Origin of the sequence: Mycoavidus sp. HKI (genome assembly GCF_020023735.2) — a bacterium.
GTDB lineage: Bacteria > Pseudomonadota > Gammaproteobacteria > Burkholderiales > Burkholderiaceae > Mycoavidus.
Genome location: NZ_CP076444.2, coordinates 958509 through 979620 on the forward strand (window position 1 = coordinate 958509; position 21112 = coordinate 979620).

Genomic DNA, 21112 nt, shown 5'->3' on the forward strand with positions numbered 1-21112 from the left:
TTCAAAAAATCTACGATGCTCCCATTTTGCAAGGCTGATGTTTAATGCTGTGGTTAGCTTTTTCCCGCTCAAATTTTTTCAGCACTTCAAAACTCACGTTAAAACGTTCGCTAAGCTTTTCTGACTGAAGTTCAATGACAGCCTTTGGGCTCATCTGTTTTTCAATCTGCTCCGCCATGAGCTGAGGCAACGCGATAGGTATGATATTTTCTGTCAGAGAACGGTTTCTTGAAGATGGACTTAGCCCTTACGCAGAGTGGTTTAAGACACTTCCACCGGTTGCTGCTGCAAAAGTTACTACGGCAAAAGCTAGGATGGAACTAGGTAATTTGTCTCGAGTGGAGTGGTTGCGTGGAATGGGCGAATACAAGATTGATTTTGGGCCGGGCTATCGAATGTATCTTGCAAAGGATGGTTTGAAAATCATTGTTCTGCTTGGTGGAGGAACAAAGCATCGTTAACAAACAGGCATCGCGATAGGGCTGTGCACTTATGGGAAGAGTACAAGCGTCGAAAAGTAGAGGCAGCTAGGGCTGTGATGAAAAAACAAAAGAGGACATGATGACACTTACACGAGATTTTAAAGAGACGGTTATAGGGGGGATTTGACGAAAGGGAAATTAAAGTACGTTTATGCGTCAGAGCCTTTGATTTTAAATCTCTCGAAGCTTAATGGGCTAGTCTGCTTGTGCTTCTGGTTCAGTGGTCAACTGTGCTGCCACGCTACAGGCGATCTCTTCTTGAACATCACCAGCGCCTTGGTGTTGCCTTCGGCCTAATACCGATCCAGAGAGCAGAACGGAATTGTAAGAATCACCACGTTGGCGAGTAACTGCCCAAAGCCTAAATTTTCTGGGCTTTGGGCGTGGCCCCCCCAAGATGCGGCGGATTTTTTATCAATCCCGACCATCCCTCTTCAGCAGGGGAAACTCAAGGCGCGACTAAGCAAAGGAGGTGGGCACTGAGTTTTGGTGTAAATGCCTTTTATCAAGTTTTTCGATAGTTTCAGAAAAAACAAGGCGTTTGCTTCTGTATTTTTCCACTGCTGCTCGCTGCATTCCCAGGGATTCCCAAGTTTTGACGGAAGCGGGATTATCTTCGCGAGCTGTAGCGATTACACTTTCTGGAGCCGTGCCAGAGGGAAAAAGGAGTTTATAGCCTCGATCTCGGGCTTCAGGAATGTAATAGTTCACCAGCGCGATGGCAGCTTGTTTCCCAAATCTTTTGCCCCAATGTTTGTGATGGAGGACCCTGGCCACCTCAACAGAACCGTACTGCGCCCCGAAGCCTGCCACGATATTGCCGATAAACTGATCATCTTCATTTATGTTGGTGATAGCTAGAGCGCTAAAGGCATTCCCTTTTTGCCAGCGATCTTCCCACGTATTCAAACGTTCTTGAGTTTTATCTATACTCCAAACACTACCATCACGGTATTTTTCCATGTTGATGGGGTCAGCGAATAGATCTATGTAGGCCAATAAATTTTTTTGAGTGACCGATTTCATTTCGAGGTCCTCCGTGTGTATAGTCACAGTCAAGGCCCCTTTGTCTCCAGTTTCAAAGCTAATATCTGGCCTTGAATCAACATATGTATTATATAGCTGCACGCCAATATTCGTAGAACGAGTAATATTAGAAATTGCTGACAACATAAAATCTCCTATGAACCCTCTTATTAATATAAAAAGATACTGAGCTGGTAGTGCCTCGATCGCCGTAGCCAAATACTCGTTAATAACCCATGGATGTCCGCCGGATTCAGCGCGATCGATGCATTAAAGTCTTGTCATATTACTCTACTAAATTCGTAAATTCTTCCCTTACAAAATCATTAGTCGGTCCTGAATAATTCGTAAGTTCTTTTGTGGTAAAGGTTTTGCGTCGAGATAGGGCGGCATAAATTGCAATAAAATGGCATATTAAGAAAATAAATCCTGCAATTTGTGATGAGGCAAGAATGGGTCCAAAGGCAACGGCGAGCACAGGAGATTTATTCCGGCATCCGCTAAACGAACAGATCAATATGAAGCATCCGTTGGTGCGACTGGCGGGTTTAATCAACTGGGATCAGCTTAGCGCGTTGATGAGTGAGAGCTTCACCTCAAACAGAGGTCGACCTGCGACCTCGCCGCGGCTCATAGCCGGCTTACTGTATCTGCAATACGCATTCAATTTGTCTGATGAAGAGGTGGTGTTGGGTTGGCTGGAAAACCCCTACCAACAATTTTTTACAGGGGAAACGTACCTTCAAACTGAGGCACCGATTGACCCGTCAAGTCTAACGCGTTGGCGTAATCGGCTTGGTGAAGCGGGCGTAGAAGAGCTATTAGCGGAGACGATCGAAGCGGCCAAACGTAGTGATGTCATCAAAGCATCGAGCGTAAAACGAGTGATCGTTGACACCACGGTGATGGAGAAGGCGATATCGCATCCTACCGATTCGCGATTGCTAGAGCGTTGCCGAGAGCATCTGGTGAAAGTGGCGGCACAATACGGTTTAAAGTTACGGCAAAACTACAACCGAATTGCGCCTCGCCTATCAACCCAGATCAGCCGTTATGCGCACGCGAAGCAGTACAAACGAATGAACAAGGCGTTGGGTACACTACGTTCGCGAGTGGGGCGAGTGATGCGTGACGTTGAGAGACAAATCGAGTCAGTGGCCGTACAAGGCCGTGATGCATTGAGAGAGTTGATATCCCGCACAAAACGAATCATTTCGCAAAGGCCCAAGGATAAAGACAAACTCTATGCTCTGCATGCCCCAGAAGTGGAATGCATAGCCAAGGGCAAGGCGCGTAAGCCTTACGAGTTCGGTGTGAAAGTATCGATCACGACGACTCACCAGGAAGGGTTGGTGGTTGGCGCACGCTCAATGCCAGGAAATCCTTATGACGGTCATACGCTGGCCGAAGCACTAGAACAAGCAGCGATCCTGTGTGATGTGACTCCAGAGGTTGCGATCGTTGATCGCGGTTACAAAGGCATTGAGATCGATGGCGTAAAAATCTATCACTCTGGTATGCGTCGGGGTATCACACGTACGCTACGCGCGGTCATCAAACGACGCAGTGCCATTGAGCCCATTATTGGCCATATGAAAGCGGATGGGAAACTAGACCGAAATTGGCTCAAAGGCGCGTTAGGCGATGCCATGCACGCTGTGCTCTGTGGTGCTGGGCATAACTTACGTATGATCCTCAGAAAGCTTCGGCTTTTTTACGTCTTTCTTTTATCCGTTTTATTCCGTCATACCTTTACTGTTGGTTTGAGTTTTTAGATCACATAGTACGCAAAACGATTTATTCAGGACCGACTCATTAGGAGACAAAAATGACACGACGCACCTTCTTGAGAAATTCACTGCTGCGCAGCAGCCGTACCGACTGCTTTTGTTTACACTGCAGCTATGCAGAGAGGGGTTCCACGCCCAAAGCCCAGAAAATTTAGGCTTTGGGCAGTTACTCGCCAACGTGGTGATTCTTACAATTCCGTTTTGCTCTCTGGGTCGGTATTAGGCCGAAGGCAACACTAAGGTGCTGGTGATGTTCAAGAAGAGATCGCCTGTAGCGTGGAACGTAGGTGAGATGAGCCAACGCAGAGCCGATCTACCACCGCTCAGAGCGTAAGAGTGGCTGTGCGAGCGCTTGGCCGAGCGGGATTATTTCCCACGAATAATAGATAAAGTTTGCCATTGCCCATTAACCACTTTATAAACCATCATATCGCTTTGCTTTAAGTCACCGTGCGCATTATAAGCAAGCGTTTTGATGGTGATCGCTGGCATTTCGGTCTTAGCGAGATATGGCAAATATTTTTCGGGTTCGGTTGAATCTGCGGTTTTCATTGCGCTCAACATCGCCATCGCACCATCATAGGCATAAGGTGAATAGGTCTGAACATTCTCGCCAAAGCGCTTTTTATAGTGCTCAGCATATTCCTTGCCGCGCGGCATTTTATCTGGCGACAAACAGATCGATAAGGCCACGGTGCCTTCGGCAGCTGGCCCAGCAAGCTTTAAGAAGGTCTCTGATTTGACGCCCTCACTCGCGATTAATACGGCTTTTATTTTGAGCGCCTGCATTTGTTTAACCACGGCTGCGGCTTGTGCATCGACCCCTCCATAGAAGATCGCTTGCGGCTTAATCCGCTTGAGTCTGGTTAATAGCGCCTTAAAATCAATGGTTTTATCGTTACCGTATTCATGGCCAACGATGTCGACTCCCTCTGCGGTGGCGATTTGTTCAAATTGATCTGCCAACGCCTGACCATACGTGGTCCGATCATCAATGATGGCAATCCGTTTAAGGCCCAGATTCTTAGCGACAAAAGCGCTGATCAAGGCATCTTGCTGAAGATCCGAAGCGGTCATGCGAAAGGTGGTTTTATAGCCTTGCTGCGTGTACTGAGGAGCGGAAGCCATGGCGATTTGGGGAATGCCTGCTTTGGCGTAAACATGAGAGGCAGGGATCGTGGTGCCTGAATTGAAATGGCCGAGCACCCCCTTAATCTTTTGATCGACAAGCTTCTTAGCAACCATAATCGCCATGCGAGGATCGGCTCGATCATCCATTGTGTTCAGTACGATCCGAATGGGCTTGCCGCCGATGATGGGGTCAGTTGCATTAAATTCTTCTACAGCAAGAATCACGCCATTGAGAAAATCTCGACCGTAATGTGCTTGCGCTCCGGAGATTGGCACTGCACAGCCAATTTTGACTTCTGCGCGATTCTGCGTATTTTGCGCCGCGGTCATAATGCTGATACCCATCATCGATCCTGCTAGCAAAATGCGTGTCACGTATTTAATCATCGCTGCCATTGCCCCTCCTATATTCTGGTGACTGTCTCACGGCTTAAGCGTACGACCGTCTCACGGCTTAATCGTACTGTAGTCCTAGCGAAGGTGTATATTTCCTTATCCTTTATAGGGTACACCGTCATTTATAGGGTATCGCAGTCATTTATACTATAAGTGCGATATGCATTAGCCAGATACAATATGCATTATGTGCTAAAATGTAAAGCTTTCAAGCAAGCGATGCGGTGGTACAAAGCAGTACGCGCTGACACGCTTTGGCTTTTCCATCCTAGAATATCTTATGACCCGCGCGCTTCGCAATATCGCCATTATCGCTCACGTCGATCACGGCAAAACCACTTTAGTTGATCAGTTACTCCGCCAAGTTGGCACTTTCCGCGAAAACCAGCAAATGGTTGAACGGGTAATGGATTCAAACGATCTTGAAAAAGAGCGGGGCATTACCATTCTCGCCAAAAATTGTGCGATTGAATACGCCGGCACGCATATTAATATTGTTGACACGCCCGGTCACGCGGATTTTGGGGGCGAGGTTGAGCGTGTCTTGTCAATGGTCGATAGCGTATTGTTGCTGGTTGATGCGGTCGAAGGCCCGATGCCACAAACCCGCTTTGTCACTAAAAAAGCGCTCGCACAAGGTCTGAAACCCATTGTGGTCGTGAATAAAGTCGATCGGCCTGGCGCTCGTGCTGAATGGGTAGTGAACCAAACTTTTGATTTATTCGACAAACTCGGTGCGACCGAAGAGCAGCTTGATTTTCCAGTGATTTATGCTTCTGGTCTGAATGGCTACGCGGGCCTTGACGAAAATGTACGTGAAGGCGATCTACGTGTGCTGTTGGATGCGATTTTGCAATACGTACCAGTGCGTGCAGATGATCCAGATAGCCCGTTACAACTGCAAATTTCCTCGCTCGATTATTCAACTTATGTTGGGCGCATTGGCATTGGCCGGATTGCACGTGGCACACTACGGACGGGTCAGGCGGTTGCATTAGTTATGGAGCCTGGGGGCGAAGTGCTGAATCGCAAAGTCAACCAAATCCAAAAATTCAAAGGGCTGGAGCGGGTCAGTGTAGACAGCGCGGAAGCGGGTGACATTGTGCTCGTTAATGGCATTGAGGAGATTGGCATTGGCGCAACGATATGCGACCCTGCCAAACCAGAAGGCTTGCCGATCACTAATGTAGACGAGCCAACCTTGACCATGAATTTTTGCGTCAACACCTCGCCTTTAGCTGGGCGTGAAGGTAAATTCGTGACCAGCAGGCAATTGCGCGAGCGCTTGATGCGCGAACTCAATCACAACGTTGCGTTGCGAGTGAAAGACACCACTGATGAAACAGTCTTTGAAGTTTCAGGCCGTGGCGAGCTCCACTTAACCATCCTGATTGAAAACATGCGACGCGAAGGCTATGAGTTAGCCGTATCGCGTCCGCGCGTGGTATTGCGCGAGATTGATGGTGTGTTGAACGAACCGCTTGAATTGCTCACCGTGGATGTGGAAGATAGCCACCAGGGCGGGGTCATGGAAGAAATTGGCCGCCGTAAGGGAGAGTTGCTAGATATGGCGTCTGACGGACGTGGGCGCACTCGCCTTGAATACCGGGTGCCGGCACGTGGTCTAATTGGTTTGCAGAGCGAATTTCTAACGCTAACGCGAGGCACAGGCTTAATCAGCCATATTTTCGATTCTTATGCCCCACTGCGTGAAGGCAGTATCGGTGAACGCCGCAATGGCGTGCTAATTTCGCAAGATGACGGCGCTGCAGTGGCTTATGCGCTCTGGAAGTTGCAAGAACGTGGACGCATGTTTGTGCGCCCGGGTGACGCTTTATATGAAGGAATGATTATTGGCATTCACAGCCGCGATAACGATCTGGTGGTGAATCCAATTCGCGAAAAGAAACTCACCAATGTGCGTGCGTCGGGTAAGGATGAGCATATTGATCTGATGACGCCGGTCCAGCTCTCTCTCGAATATGCGGTTGAATTTATCTCAGATGATGAGCTCGTCGAAGTGACGCCGCAGTCGATTCGATTGCGCAAGCGGAACCTAAAAGAAAATGAGCGCCGTCGGGCCGAGCGCACAAGTGCCGTGGTGTAATCCACGGCTGTTTTTGCAACCCATTGAATGCCCAGGGCTAGCGCAAACCCACGGTGCGATATCTGCCCTTTACTTTAAAAAAACGCCATGATGTCTGAAACGCTTATTTCATCCGTGCCTGAAACCGATGCCGGAGATTTGCCGTGTTTTGATCATTTTGGCCTGCACGCAGATATTCTAAAGGCGCTGGCAGGGCAGGGCTACACCACGCCAACGCCAATTCAGGCGCAGGCCATTCCCGTTATTCTGGCTGGCCACGATGTGATGGGAGTGGCGCAAACCGGTACCGGTAAAACGGCAGGTTTTTCGTTGCCGATGATCCAACGGCTGCTGCCTTACGCCAGCACCAGCGCTTCGCCAGCACGGCATCCAGTGCGCGCATTGGTGTTAACGCCTACGCGCGAGTTAGCTGACCAGGTCGCTAAAAATGTGTGTATCTATGCTGCACACACCGCGCTGCGCAGTACCGTCGTGTTTGGTGGCATCGATATGAATCCGCAAGCCGCTGAATTACGGCGCGGGGTCGAGATTTTGATTGCCACGCCTGGGCGCCTATTGGACCATATACAGCAAAAAAATACCCAATTAGACCAAGTCCAAATACTGATTTTAGACGAGGCAGATCGGATGCTGGATATGGGTTTCTTGCCTGATTTGCAGCGCATCTCAAATATGTTGCCGCCTGAACGGCAAACTTTGCTGTTCTCGGCGACCTTCTCAAATGAAATCAAAAAACTAGCGGCGAGCTATTTACGCAGTCCAGTCACCATCGAAGTGGCCCAGCGCAATTCAACTGCTACGAATGTTCGCCAAATTGTTTACGAAGTAGCAGAAGGCGATAAACAGGCAGCAGTGGTCCAATTAATTCGCCAGCGTGGGTTAAGGCAAGTGATCGTTTTTTGCAATAGCAAAATCGGCGCTAGCCGGCTGGCGCGGCAACTGGAAAATGAAGGTATCGTCGTCTCAGCCATTCATGGCGATAAAACCCAGAATGAGCGCATGCAATCGCTTGATGCTTTCAAGCAGGGCGCAATCGACGTGCTGGTCGCAACTGACGTGGCTGCGCGTGGCTTGGATATTGTTGAGCTGCCCGCGGTGATTAATTTTGATTTGCCCTTTAATGCAGAAGATTATGTGCACCGGATTGGTCGAACTGGCCGGGCGGGCGCTTCAGGTGAAGCGCTTTCATTGTGTAGCCCGCATGAAGCCAAACACCTAGCGGATATTGAGAAACTCATTCAGCGTCCGCTTGAGCGTGAGCCGCTGACGATTGAGAGGGCGCGCGCAGTAAATCGCACACACCGTCACGATCGTGATTTTTCCCCACGGCGGGCAACAGGCAAGCGGCCTGCGCTCGATGCTGGTCGGCCGACGGCAGAGTTGGACGATTTTTTCACGCGACCTTATCAACCTTCTGACTCAGCTCTGCAAGCAAAAACGGAAGCTGTCACGGGTCATCATTCTAAGCCAGCACAAAAACGTCCGTTAGCAGCGTTACTGGGCGGCATGCCCTATAAGCCAAAGTGAAAAATGAAGTAAGTGGTGCCCTTGTATGACCGCTGGTAACGCTAAAGCGCTCACATTCTTGGCTTACACCTCTTTCTTTTCACTCATTTGCAAGCACTGCTTAACTTGCTGGCCAAGTTGATAAACGCTAAGCGCATAAAAAAAGCTGCGGTTATATTTCAAGATCACAGTAAAATTGCGCAGGCCGAGCTTATATTCAGTAGGCTGCTTAACGTTGGGTAAATCAATGATATTGACCAGAGTGCTTAATTCAGCCTCTGTGTTGAATGTTTCATTGAGCAATAGGCCCGCTTTAAGTAAGTGCCCCAGCGGTCGGCGGGGTTCGATTTTCCCATCTGCCTCTGCCTGTGCAATACCCAGGCTACCGTTATCGGAGGCGATTTTCCAAATCACTGGCCGGCCACTTTCCCAACCGTGTTGGTGCAAATAATTGGCGATGCTGCCGATTGCATCGGCAGCGCTTGTATATAAATCAACCTTTTGGTCACCATCATAATCAATGGCGTATTGCATAATGCTGCTTGGCATAAATTGCGCAAGACCGATCCCTCCATCATAAGAGCCTAAAACGCGAGTTGGATCGAGACCAGCAGCACGGGTCCAGAGTAAAAAATCTTCCAAGTTTTGGCGAAACAATGCCATGCGTTGCAACTGGTTTGGCTTAGTTGGATAGTCAAAAGCCAGTGTCGTCAGTACATCTAACACACAATGATTACCCATATTACGGCCATAGAAAGTCTCAACGCCAATGATCCCAACAATAATCTCGGGCGGCACGCCAAATTCTTGGTGCGCGCGTCGCAAAGTTGCTTCATGTGTACGCCAGAAGCGCGCACCAGCACTAATGCGCTCTGCTGTGAGAAAGCGTGACTGATGCGTATGCCAATCGCGGGGGGATGGTGCGAGTGTTTGTTGCTCAAGCTTTACAGATAGGGTGGAATATTTAACTTGCGCAAAAAGTGCACGTAGCGCACTGGGTTCGAAGTGATGACGTGTGACTAAGTCACTGATAAAAGCCTCGATAGCTGGATTATTCAGATAGCGTTGTGAGACACGCTTTTCCTCGAAGGTTTGCTGCGGTGCCGGCGCTCTTGATTCAGCCTGAGACTGTGTTGGTATACAGCTTGCTGCGAGCACATATCCGAGAGCAAACAGCCACCTTAGAAACGGGTTGGAGTTGAATGCGCGGCGAGTGGCAGGAGGAGCTAAGACGTTGATTTCGGTCATCATGAATCGATAGAATTATATGAATAACATCAATCTATAAAACCTGTGCGATTTACACACATCCGATACCCTTCAAGGCGATCAGCGATCATAGTAGAGTACTAGTTCAAAATCTGCATGTCAACCATTTTATCAAGAGGCGACAACCGACGGCGCAGTTCTCTGACTCCAACTTCCAAGAGCCTATGAAAAATTACCAAAAAATATAACACAATGTAATCTATAGTGTACAAATTGTATTTTTTATGTGTTTAATAGTTTACGTTAACTGTGCTATTATAGATTTGGTCCATATAATATGCAAAAGAGATCTTATATTGCCATTTTCCATAACAATGTTAACTATAGTTAACAAAATACAAGTTTTTGTATAAAATAGGTTCCATTATGCCTAGGCCATCCGCAACGTTATACCCGAACTCTATACGAGTCTTAGCTGATCTTGGGCAAAGGCTTAAGTACGCTCGTCTACGGCGTCATTTTTCCGCCGAGACGGTGGCGGCTCGTGCGGGCATGACTCGCCAGACACTAAGCAAAATTGAAGCAGGAAATCCGTCTGTGACACTGGGCAATTATTTTCAGGTGCTGGTCGTGTTAGGGCTTGATAAAGATATTGGTGCTGTAGCTCTCGACGACGTACTTGGGCGCCGGCTTCAGGATGCAGAGCTTCCCCAGCGGAAGCGAGCACCGGTGACATCCTCTATCCGAACCAAAAGGAATACGCATCACTCAGTCGACGTCGAAGCGGCGCAGGAGCTTGGTGCCGAGGCGGTGAGTACCGCTATTGTCGATGACAAGGACTGAAAATGGCCATGAAAAAATCACAACCGAGCCTGAAAGTTTGGTTGGACGACCCGGCTTTTGGAGCGCTTCAGATTATTGGGACGCTGCATAAGGTTGGGCATGACGGAGTGCGTTTCACTTATGACAAAGAATGGCTAAAAAGTCCAGTTGTGTTTCAACTGGACCCCGCATTGACCCTTGATTCTGGCGATTTTTACCCCGTTAACTCTAATTTTGGTGTTTTCATGGATTCGTGCCCCGATCGATGGGGGCAGGTACTGATGCAACGTCGCGAGACCATCGAAGCTAAGGAGGCGGGTCGGACAAAAATAACACTACGAGCATGGGAATTTCTCTGTGGAGTACAGGACCATACGCGCATGGGTGCGCTGCGATTTAGCACTGAGGGCAGCGCAGGCTTTCTTGCTAATGAACTTCTCGCAGCTCCGCCTATTGCCAGCCTGGCTGAATTGCAGCACGTTGCCTTAGAGTTGTCTCGAAAAAAAATCGATGACATGACTAAATTACGGCAGTGGCTAAAAATACTGGTCGCTCCCGGAGCATCATTAGGCGGAGCGCGTCCTAAGGCAAACCTCTCCGAGGCGCGGGATCTATGGATAGCGAAATTTCCAGCAGCTGACGACGACAAGGATGTGGCTTTATGGGAAAAGCTGCTGCATGACATGGCGAGTGCCTGCGGCATCAACGTTCCTCCGTCACGTGTTCAGCGTTTAGGTCACGCCTACCATACGTTCATGGTTAAGCGCTTCGACCGAGAAAATGGGGCGCGGCGATTTTTTACGTCGGCGATGACATTGCTCAACAAAACGGACCAGGAGCCCGCAACTTATCTCGATCTGGCTCAGTTTATCTCCGAGCAGGGTAGCCCTGCGTACATCGGCGATGATCTCCGCGAGCTATTTGTTCGCGTCGCATTCAATATTACAATGGCTAACCGCGACGACCACTTGCGCAATCATGGCTTTATACGTACGCCGAGCGGATGGCGACTTTCGCCGGCCTATGATATGAATCCCTCCGTCAAAAAAGATGAACATGTGCTGGGAATAGACGAAGGCATACATGAGCCATCGTTAGAGGCATTACTGGAAACGGCAATCTATTACAAGTTAAGCAATATGGATGCTTCATTGCTCATCCAGAAAGTGCTCGCCGTAGTGGCGACGTGGAAAGCCCGCGCTAAAGCGTTGGGTATCGCTGCAGCAGATGTGCATGAAATGGAACATCTGTTCATCATGGATGAGGGTTGATGCAATCTGACCGGCGCTGGCCAGCCCTTAAGCTAACTGTGATACGCAGTGATGGCCTGGGATGATTCGATCATCGATGAAAAGCTTCTGCAGTCCACTTGAAAACGAGCGGATCTATCACTGCCTAAGCCCGTCGAAAGCTAGAGATCATTTAGGCAGCTGCCCGCCTGTCATAACAATGTTGGCAATGTTTATCAGGTACATAATGGGGTGAGCGTTGGGCTTCAGGAGTCAGCACAGCACGGCAGCCAAAGCACTGTAGCGTAGCGGTTGGCTTAAGCTCTGGATTTAATGCTGTGCGCTGATCAAACACAAAACAATCACCGTTATAATGCGCGCCCCCGACTTCCTCGAAATACTTTATATCGGCTGCTGAGAGGCGGCAGCAAAAGGATGGTCAATAGTGCTTGCCCCGAGGGCGTATGCACGTTTTAGATAGGCTTGAATCACAGCCGGGTTCTCAAGTTGCTTGATCACAGTGGCATCAACGAAGCGGGACATTTCTTGTGTAAAAGCGGCAGCCTTCTCGGGTGTTTTTAGTTTTTCAATCTGTTCGCTGAGACACTCTTTGAATCGCGCTTCTTCCCAGCCGTAGTCGATCAGCTTGCGGCCAACGAGATCAAAGTCAAGTTCGGTACCCAGGTCAGTCAGAAACTTAATATCCCATATATCGCGAGCTTTGAGAAAGGGCCAAGCACCTAGTGCGACGATCTTGTCCGCGAGGATCTCTTGCTTTGATTCTGCCAGGATGAGCATTTGTTTGTGCGGTGCTGGCAGATGTGGATAGTTTGTGGCCACCGCCACCAGGTCAGGATCATGAGCGGGAACGCTAGCTACCTCGATGTTGATCACTTGGTTTTGGGGGTTGCTGGGGTCTGCTTGCGGCACTCGAACGCGAGCACTCCAGCGTGCTACGTTCACGCCGTCAGAAGCTGGCCGATCCTTTGGCGCTTTGATATTAACCTCCAACCCATAGGCCTCGCCGATTTCTCGCTGCAGGAGATCTGCAAATGGCATCATCGTTGCCGGATCGAACGAGGTACCTGCGGCGAAATCGAGATCTTCCGAATACCTGGTGCCTTGATAGCAGAGTCGTAGGGCGGTACCTCCTTGAAAGGCCAGTGCGTTGGACGCGCCGCTCTGACCCAACGCGTATAGGATTTCATAGTGTAGAATCTCTTTCACAATTGTATTAACGGGAACGCGGCGTTCCGTCGCATATCGGCCGGCCAACTGCAGAAGGTCACTTTGTGTGCGCATGTTCATAAGGCTCTTAGGTGGGTTCAGTCACGAGATCGAGGCTACGGCCCACTCTGCGCAGGTCGCGTAGGGCACAGTCCAGGGTCGCAATCCAGATGCGCCGCCGCCCGTCCCAGTTTAGATGTGGCCGCAAATGCGAGAGCCCGCGTGCTGTGTGTACGAATTCCAGGACCCCGTATGGCGTCCGGAAAGTTTGGGACCGGCCTGTTGTCATCAGCGTGAGGCGGGAAGGAATCTGAGAGATCCAGCCGGCTTCGGATAGCCTTGATTCCATGCTCAGGTAGTTCAGGTCCCACGGTCGAAGAAAAGGGACTAGGGCGGCGAGCAGGTCGTCGGGTAAGCAGCGTGCTCGCGGATTGATATAAAGCCCGCGCGCCACCCGGACAATTAGCCCGCTGTTCTGATGCGTCGAAAGCGCTTTCAGTCGAGCCCGGTCGTCGCCTGGGAAGAGTAGCTTCAAGGTGTTGGATGGAAAGGCCCAGACGCCCGTAGTATCCCAGTGTTCTAGGGCAATCATTAATTCCCGTAGGCGCATTTAAATACACAGTAGATGAACAATAAAGTTCATTATATGTGCAGATACGTCATATGTACAGAAAAAGCCTCCTCCAATGGCATATGAGGTTGAAACGGTAACGTATTTCCAATGTCAACAGCGATTTAAAATTGATACATTGTGACTTTACTGCTTTAGGCAGCTGCCCGCCTGTCATAACAATGCTGGCAATGTTTATCAGGTACATAATGGGGTGAGCGTTGGGCCTCAGGAGTCAGCACGGCGCGGCAGCCAAAGCATTGTAGCGTAGCGGTTGGCTTAAGCTCTGGATTTAACGCTGTGCGCTGATCAAACACAAAACAATCACCGTTATAATGCGCGCCCCCGACTTCCTCGAAATACTTGAGAATGCCGCCCTCTAGCTGATAGACAGATTCAATACCAATATTTTGCATATGTAATGCAGCTTTTTCGCAGCGAATACCGCCGGTGCAAAATGACACCACGGTTTTGCCAGTGAAGTCCTCACGATGTGCTTCAATGGCGGCAGGAAATTCGCTGAACTTAGTGAGCCGGTAATCCAATGCGCCGGCAAAAGTGCCGAGATCGGTTTCAAATTCATTACGCGTATCCAGCATTACAACTGGGCGCCCGTTATCGTCCTGACCATGGTCAAGCCATTGCTTGAGTGTCTGCGCGCTCACTGCGGGTGCGCGGGACTGGCCAGGCTGGATGGCTGGGGTGTGCATGGTGATGATTTCTTTTTTTAATCTAACCAGCATCCGCCGAAACGGCTGTTTAGCGGATAGGCTTTCTTTGAACTGTAGATCCGCTAAATGACCTTCAAAGAGAGGGGCTTCACGCAGCCATTGAATAAAAGCGTCAGCAGCAGGGCGTGGGCCAGCGACAAACAGATTAATCCCTTCAGGCGCTAGTAAAATGGTGCCGCGCAAGCCGAGCTCATCGCAACGTGAGCGAATGGGCTCACGCCATTGTGCGGGTGAATGGAGGGTAAAAAAACGGTAGGCAGCAAGATTAACGATATTCATGACAGGAGGTGTATCGCGCTTTATCCCAAGGAACTTGGATTGGCATTATTTTTGCGAAGCCGCTTAATTAGGGCGCAAAGGCATGGCTAGCCAGGCAAAAAACAAGCGGTGAGCATAACAGAATGTGCTGTCATTGTCATTACGATGCAAAGACCGGCGCTAGGGTGCCATCTGCTCTAACGAATGGATTGAGCGCGCAAAGATCATGCAATGGCCTGGCGTTAGGTACAATAGCGACTATGCAAAATTCTCGCTTTATTCACCTTCGTCTTCATTCCGAATATTCAGTTACTGATGGCATTGCGCGCCTTGACGATGCCGTCAAAGCGGCCGCCAGCGATGGCCAGGGAGCGCTTGCGCTGACTGATTTGAGTAATCTATTCGGGGTCGTGAAGTTCTATCAGAAAGCACGCAGTGTTGGCGTCAAACCGATTGTCGGCTGTGATGTTTGGGTCACTAACCCGCTAGACATTGATAAGCCAGCCAGAGCTTTGCTGCTGGTGCGGGATCGGCAAGGCTATTTAAATCTTTGTGAACTGTTAAGCCGGGCCTGGTTAACGAACCAGCACCGAGGCCGTGCTCAGATCCAAATTGAATGGCTCGAAAGCGGTTTGGCGAGTGGGCTGATAGCTTTATCGGGTGGACTTTCCGGTGATATTGGGCAAGCCTTTTCAGTAGGTAATGAAGCGGCTGCACGCCGCCATGCGCAACGCTGGGCGCGGATTTTTCCGGATGGCTTTTATATCGAAGTGCAGCGCGCCGGCCTGCCTGGCGAAGCTGCCTATATTCAGCAAGCAGCAGCGCTGGCTGCTGAGTTGCAGTTGCCGGTGGTGGCGACGCACCCGGTGCAATTTATGACGCCGGATGATTTCACCGCACACGAGGCGCGAGTCTGCATCGCCGAAGGGAATTTACTCGCCAATCCACGCCGAGCCAAACATTTTACTCAGGCTCAGTACTTTCGCACTCAGGCTGAAATGGTGGAGCTTTTTGCCGATTTGCCTTCGGCTTTAGCGAATACCATTGAAATTGCTCAACGCTGCAATTTGACGCTGGAGTTGGGTAAGCCCAAATTGCCTCTGTTTCCGACGCCAGCTGACTTATCGCTTGATGGCTATCTTATGCAACAAGCGCAACAAGGGCTTGAACTGCGGCTTGAGCAATTATTTGAGGACCCAACGCAGCGTGAGCGCGAGCGGCCGACTTATTGTCAGCGCCTTGAATTTGAATGCACGACGATTATCAAAATGGGCTTTGCTGGCTATTTTTTGATTGTGGCCGACTTTATCAACTGGGCTAAGCAAAACGGCGTGCCGGTGGGTCCTGGCCGCGGCTCTGGCGCGGGCTCGCTGGTGGCGTTTGTCTTAGGCATTACCGACCTTGATCCGCTGCGCTATAAATTATTGTTTGAGCGTTTTCTCAATCCAGAACGGGTCTCGATGCCGGACTTCGATATTGATTTTTGTCAACACGGGCGTGATCGTGTGATTCAATATGTGAAGAGTAAATACGGCGCAGATGCCGTCTCGCAGATTGCAACTTTTGGCACGATGGCAGCCAAGGCTGCGGTGCGTGATATTGGCCGCGTGCTCGATCTTGGCTATACCTTTACGGATGGGATCGCCAAGCTGATCCCGTTTAAGCCAGGCAAGCATGTGACCATTGCTGATGCCATCAAAGAAGAGCCGCTACTGGCGCAACGTTTAGCTGATGAAGATGAAGTGCAGCAGCTACTTGAGTTGGCGCAGCGCGTTGAAGGGCTAACGCGCAATGTTGGCATGCATGCCGGTGGCGTGTTAATTGCCCCTGGCAAGCTCACGCATTTCTGCCCGCTCTATACCCAGCATATGCCGCTGGCGCAAAACGCACAGGAGTTGCTGGATGCGAATGCACCCAGCGCGGCGGTGGTTAGCCAATATGACAAAGACGATGTTGAAGCCGTGGGTTTGGTCAAATTCGACTTTTTGGGTTTGACTACCCTGACTATTTTGGATTGGGCCGAGCGCGATATCCGCCGGCTTGATCCAAGCCGTTCTGCGTGGTCGCTCGCGCAGGTGCCATTGAACGATCCAGCAACTTTCTCGTTTCTAAAAAAAGCCAATACAGTGGCCGTGTTCCAGCTTGAAAGTCGCGGCATGCAAGGGATGCTGAAGGACGCGCAACCCGATCGCTTTGAAGACATTATTGCGCTGGTTGCACTCTATCGTCCTGGGCCGATGGATCTGATTCCAAGTTTTTGCGCACGCAAGCATGGCCGCGAGAAAGTCGATTATCCCGATCCGCGGGTTAAAGCCGTGCTTGAAGAGACCTATGGCATTATGGTCTATCAAGAGCAGGTGATGCAGATGGCGCAGATCATTGGTGGCTATTCATTAGGCGGCGCTGATTTATTACGCCGCGCGATGGGTAAGAAAAAACCCGAAGAAATGGCGCAGCATCGTGAGTTGTTTCGGGAAGGTGCGGCGCAAAATGGGTTGTTGCGCGAGAAAGCCGATGAAATTTTCGATTTGATGGAAAAATTTGCCGGTTACGGTTTTAACAAATCTCATGCTGCCGCCTATGCACTTCTTGCCTATCACACAGCTTGGCTAAAAGCGCATTATCCGGCTGAATTTATGGCAGCTAATATGAGCCTTGCCCTAGATGACACCGATAAAATCAAAATTTTATTTGAAGACTGCCTGGCCAATCAGTTAACCGTATTGCCGCCTGATATTAATCGCTCAGTCTATCGTTTTGAGCCGGCGGCGGCCGCTGGCCAGCCGGCGCGCATGATTCATTATGGGCTGGGAGCGATCAAGGGAAGCGGGCAGAGCGCTATCGAAGATATTTTGCGCGCGCGTGCTGAACAGCCGTTTACCGATTTGTTTGATTTTTGTTTGCGGATTGACCGCCGGATGGTGAATCGCCGCACGATTGAAGCATTGATTCGCGCTGGCGCGTTCGATTCGTTACAGACCAATCGTGCGCAGTTATTGGCCTCGGTATCGCTGGCGCTAGAAGCTGCCGAGCAGCGTTGCGCGCATGCGTTGCAAGCAGGTTTATTCGACCACACTGAGCTTGCCGATGGGTGTGAGTTGGTGGCTGAAGCCGCCTGGCCACAAAAGCGCGTATTGCAAGAAGAAAAAGCCGCCTTGGGCTTTTATTTATCAGGGCATTTGTTTGATGCATATCGCCGCGAGGTCAGCCGTTTTGTTAAACAAAAACTGAATAACTTGCAGGAAGGGCGGGAGAAACTGGTGGCCGGTGTGATTAGCAGTATGCGCACGCAGCTTACGCAGCGCGGCAAAATGCTGATTGTGATGCTTGATGATGGCACCGCACAATGTGAAGTGACCGTGTTTAATGAGCTCTATGAAGCAAACCGTGAGCTTTTTAAAGAAGATGAACTGCTGGTGGTGATGGGCAACGCGCGCTATGATAGTTTCACCGGCGGTATTCGCTTTAATGCCGAAACGGTACTGGACCTAGCGCGTGCGCGTAGCTCTTTTGCCCGCGCACTGCGCATCTCGGTGAGCGACCAAGTCAAGCTACTTAGATTGCATGAACTCTTGCAATCGTACAGGGTATCGAGCGATCTAAGTGCGCCAAGCAATGGCATACAGCAGCCGGTCAGCCGCGCCTATGGCGCCCCCAAGAAAGACCATTCCAAGGCTAGCCTGCCGGTGCTGATCGATTACAGTAACCAAGCGATCCGCAGCGAATTCACGCTCGGGGATAAATGGCGCGTCAAACCAGCGGATGAACTGCTGCTTGGGTTGCAAGCCGAGGATTGGGCAACCGCAGTCGAAGTCGTCTATTAAATACATTCACTTTATGCCAACTTTAAGTTTTTCTCGCGCCGTATGGGCCGTGCTCATTTTGGGTACTTTAAGTTTTACTGGCTTTCGTATCGCTCAGTTGTTGAGCTATGGCGACCCAAGCTTGATTGGACAGCAGTGTAAAGAGTTGGTGCGAGCCTTTTGGATGGGCGCGCGTTTTGATTTCAAAATGTTGGCGACCGGATTGCTCGTATGCTTTGTATTAGCGAGTCTAATCGCCGTGCCAAAATTTTCGCGCAAAATAGGGGGCTATGTGCAGCGAGCGATGGTGATCGCATTGTTTTTCGCTACCAATTTTGCCGCCATTTGCCAATATTTTTATTATGGTTTCTATAAGACACCGTTTACGCCGATTCTCTTCGGCTTGTATGAGGATGATACGCATGGCGTCATAGCGGCGATTTGGAGTGATTATCCCGTTGTTTGGGCATGGTTGATGGTGATCGCATTAACCTGGGTGCAAACGCGCTTGACCTTTGGCTGGGCGAGAGGAGCGCAGAGCGTTGCACGCGTCATAAAGTTCTGCTGGCGGGCGCCTGCGGTGGTGCTGATCACTTTACTGGCGCTGGTATTTTTTGCTCGTGGCCAATTAGGCAAATTTCCATTGCGCGATCAGGATGCCGTGGTGTGTGCCAACCCTTTCATTAATGATTTGGTCCGCAATGCCTGGCAAACACTCTACGATGCGGTTAAAGATCGGCGTCAGCAAATTCATATAAGCACTGATGATCCAACTCGGCAATTGGCAGTCTATGGTTTCCATTCACTCGAAGAGGTGGCTCATACGCTCGGGGCAAAGTCAGGTAGTCGACAGGATTTAGAGGCCTTTATTTTTCAGCGTACGCCACCTAATGAATTTGTTAAGGCACACCCGCCGCATGTGGTTTTTGCATTGATGGAATCGTGGGGGGCGCATCAGCTTAAATTTGATACGGCGCAAAACAATCTAACCGGTGCATTAAAAAAGCATTTAGAGCGCGATACACTCTTTCATAATTTTTTCTCAGCCCAATTAGGCACTCACCCAACCTTAGAAGCACTTCTGCTCAATTCACCCTTGACGCCATTGACGCAAGGCAGCTATGGCTTTATGAGTTATCCAGCGGCGGCAGCAAAACCCTTTAAAGAGCAGGGCTATCGTACTTTATTTCTGTATGGCGGCAGCAATGCGTGGCGCTCGATTGGCCGCGTGATGAAGCATCAGTACTTTGATGAAGTCTACGATATGGGTAACATTATTGAACGTTACCCTGATGCGCAACGTAATGTATGGGGTATCTATGATGAATATTTATTCCACTTTGCTTATGATCTTTTGCAAGATAGCGAAGCGCGCGGGGAGAAAGTTTTTCTTTTTTTGTTAACGACAACTAATCATCCCCCTCATCAAACACCGGATCATTATCAGCCGTTAGCACTCGAGCTCTCTAAGATGGCCCCCCATTTTTCTGCCGATACGCAGAACGCTCAGAAAATGGTTTGGACTTACCAATATGCGAATCATCAACTGGGTTTATTTCTTGACCGCATTAGTCATTCAGCCTTAAATGAGAAGACGCTGGTGGCGGCAACAGGGGATCATAATATGCGCGCCTTGTTGCACTATCGCCAACCAACCGATAGTAAAGACTTGTATCGCGTTCCTGCCTACTTTCGTGTGCCGCAAGCGTATCGACCCAGCTTTAAACCTGATCCTAGCCGCTATGCCGGTCACCGAGATATTTTTCCGAGCCTTTATCATCTTGCCTTGTCGGACGCAGTGTATCCGCATTTTGGCGACAGCCTGTTTGCTGAGGTGCCGTCACAAAACCAGTATGCGATCGTGGCTTTTGAGTCGTTATTCAGTCGAGAAGGCGCTTTATTGCCCTTTGTTGGCAGACATCCGTCTGCTTTTGACTGGGATGTTTCTCAGACTGCGCTAGCAGCAAGTGCAGATTCGACACCTCTGTTACAAGAGCAAGGCCGGCAAGCGCGAGCATGGTTGGCATTGGCTGATTGGTATACGCGTTATCAAGTGATGCAAGGGGTGCAGCGCGCCAATGCGCAACCTAGAGGAGCAAAAGTCAATGAATAATTCTGATCAAAAGCACCGAGGGTTTGCCCGTCTCTGGCATGCGCTACAATATTCTTTGTGCGGCCTTCGCGATGCGCTGCTTAAGGAAAGCGCCTTCCGCCAAGAAATGATACTGGCCCTTATGCTGGTTCCACTTGCAGTTGTTTTACCCGTGACGATGGTTGAAAGGCTGATGTTGATTGCCTCGATACTTTGGGTATTAAGTCTTGAACTGCTTAATTCTGCTGTTGAAGCGGCTGTTGACCGTATTTCGCTAGAGCGACATCCACTTGCCAAACAAGCGAAAGATTTTGCGAGTGCCTCTGTTTTTATCGCCCTGTGTTTGTGTGGATTGGTCTGGCTATCGTTGGCTGGCCCGTTGGTATGGACGTGGTTAGGTTCAGTGTTAACCTAATTTCGTACGGTTTGTTTTTTTCTCTACTCACTTAGCGTACTCAGCGGCGACCTCAATTTAAAAAATAAAAAAGATTCTCGAACTAGCTTGATGAAACTCCGTAGGACTACGCGGAATATATCTCCAGCAGGAGCCAAGGGCTGGGGCCAATAAAATAAAAAGAGATGCATGCCGGATAAAATTTGCTTATGATATCTGTCGCTTTCAAGTCTTAAGATTAACCTAGCCCGTCACCTATGTGGCGAGGCGTCATATAACAAAATATAACGTTTTAGGGG

Annotated in this window: 15 protein-coding genes and 1 pseudogene; 9 read left to right on the forward strand and 7 right to left on the reverse strand. The window is 49.8% G+C overall.

Annotation, left to right across the window (positions count from 1 at the left end; genetic code table 11):
* Nucleotides 1-10: 10 nt before the first annotated feature.
* Nucleotides 11-178 (reverse strand): hypothetical protein, encoded by a 168-nt coding sequence (locus KMZ15_RS04040; RefSeq protein WP_223694448.1) that lies wholly within the window; start codon nt 176-178, stop codon nt 11-13.
* 22 nt (nt 179-200) lie between these two features.
* On the opposite strand from KMZ15_RS04040, the gene KMZ15_RS04045 reads away from it, so the two are divergent.
* Entirely contained in the window at nt 201-461 is a 261-nt protein-coding gene (locus KMZ15_RS04045) for a type II toxin-antitoxin system RelE/ParE family toxin (RefSeq protein WP_223694450.1), read from the forward strand.
* A 480-nt stretch (nt 462-941) separates the two neighbouring features.
* On the opposite strand, the gene KMZ15_RS04050 is transcribed toward KMZ15_RS04045, so the two are convergent.
* Nucleotides 942-1655 (reverse strand): GNAT family N-acetyltransferase, encoded by a 714-nt coding sequence (locus KMZ15_RS04050; RefSeq protein ID WP_223694452.1) that lies wholly within the window; start codon nt 1653-1655, stop codon nt 942-944.
* 305 nt (nt 1656-1960) lie between these two features.
* On the opposite strand from KMZ15_RS04050, the gene KMZ15_RS04055 reads away from it, so the two are divergent.
* A complete protein-coding gene (locus KMZ15_RS04055) occupies nt 1961-3283 on the forward strand; it encodes an IS5 family transposase (RefSeq protein ID WP_223694454.1) in 1323 nt (440 codons plus the stop codon).
* 381 nt (nt 3284-3664) lie between these two features.
* On the opposite strand, the gene KMZ15_RS04060 is transcribed toward KMZ15_RS04055, so the two are convergent.
* Nucleotides 3665-4777 (reverse strand): branched-chain amino acid ABC transporter substrate-binding protein, encoded by a 1113-nt coding sequence (locus KMZ15_RS04060; RefSeq protein WP_223694687.1) that lies wholly within the window; start codon nt 4775-4777, stop codon nt 3665-3667.
* Nucleotides 4778-5105: 328 nt separating this feature from the next.
* Between KMZ15_RS04060 and typA the strand changes: the two genes are divergently transcribed.
* Together typA and KMZ15_RS04070 are read left to right on the forward strand one after the other, a co-directional pair.
* Entirely contained in the window at nt 5106-6932 is a 1827-nt protein-coding gene (gene typA / locus KMZ15_RS04065; protein WP_223694456.1) for a translational GTPase TypA, read from the forward strand.
* Nucleotides 6933-7022: 90 nt separating this feature from the next.
* A complete protein-coding gene (locus KMZ15_RS04070; RefSeq protein WP_223694689.1) occupies nt 7023-8459 on the forward strand; it encodes a DEAD/DEAH box helicase in 1437 nt (478 codons plus the stop codon).
* Nucleotides 8460-8522: 63 nt separating this feature from the next.
* On the opposite strand, the gene mltB is transcribed toward KMZ15_RS04070, so the two are convergent.
* A complete protein-coding gene (mltB, locus tag KMZ15_RS04075) occupies nt 8523-9689 on the reverse strand; it encodes a lytic murein transglycosylase B (RefSeq protein WP_258134766.1) in 1167 nt (388 codons plus the stop codon).
* 384 nt (nt 9690-10073) lie between these two features.
* On the opposite strand from mltB, the gene KMZ15_RS04080 reads away from it, so the two are divergent.
* Together KMZ15_RS04080 and KMZ15_RS04085 are read left to right on the forward strand one after the other, a co-directional pair.
* Nucleotides 10074-10490, forward strand: a complete 417-nt coding sequence (locus KMZ15_RS04080; protein WP_223694461.1) for a helix-turn-helix domain-containing protein — start codon at nt 10074-10076, stop codon at nt 10488-10490.
* A gap of 8 nt (nt 10491-10498) precedes the next feature.
* Complete coding sequence (locus tag KMZ15_RS04085) at nt 10499-11740, forward strand: type II toxin-antitoxin system HipA family toxin (protein WP_223694463.1); 1242 nt, start codon at nt 10499-10501, stop codon at nt 11738-11740.
* Between the two features lie 151 nt (nt 11741-11891).
* On the opposite strand, the pseudogene KMZ15_RS04090 reads toward KMZ15_RS04085, so the two are convergent.
* The 3 genes and pseudogenes from KMZ15_RS04090 to KMZ15_RS04100 form a co-directional block, all read right to left on the reverse strand.
* Nucleotides 11892-12104 (reverse strand): annotated as a pseudogene (locus tag KMZ15_RS04090) (sulfurtransferase); the annotation flags it as partial.
* Nucleotides 12101-13006: a nucleotidyl transferase AbiEii/AbiGii toxin family protein gene (locus KMZ15_RS04095; protein WP_223694466.1), complete on the reverse strand. Its 906-nt coding sequence runs from the start codon at nt 13004-13006 to the stop codon at nt 12101-12103. The gene KMZ15_RS04095 and the pseudogene KMZ15_RS04090, both read right to left, overlap by 4 nt.
* A gap of 684 nt (nt 13007-13690) precedes the next feature.
* A complete protein-coding gene (locus KMZ15_RS04100; RefSeq protein WP_223694470.1) occupies nt 13691-14545 on the reverse strand; it encodes a sulfurtransferase in 855 nt (284 codons plus the stop codon).
* Between the two features lie 230 nt (nt 14546-14775).
* On the opposite strand from KMZ15_RS04100, the gene dnaE reads away from it, so the two are divergent.
* The 3 genes from dnaE to KMZ15_RS04115 are packed head-to-tail and all read left to right on the forward strand — an operon-like array spanning nt 14776 to nt 20834.
* Nucleotides 14776-18348, forward strand: coding sequence for a DNA polymerase III subunit alpha (gene dnaE / locus KMZ15_RS04105; protein WP_223694691.1), 3573 nt, complete (start codon nt 14776-14778; stop codon nt 18346-18348).
* Nucleotides 18349-18361: 13 nt separating this feature from the next.
* On the forward strand, nt 18362-20440 hold the full coding sequence (locus KMZ15_RS04110) for an LTA synthase family protein (protein WP_223694472.1): 2079 nt from the start codon (nt 18362-18364) through the stop codon (nt 20438-20440).
* Nucleotides 20433-20834, forward strand: coding sequence for a diacylglycerol kinase (locus KMZ15_RS04115; RefSeq protein ID WP_223694474.1), 402 nt, complete (start codon nt 20433-20435; stop codon nt 20832-20834). The genes KMZ15_RS04110 and KMZ15_RS04115 overlap by 8 nt, the downstream gene beginning before the upstream one ends.
* The last annotated feature ends 278 nt before the right edge of the window (nt 20835-21112 follow it).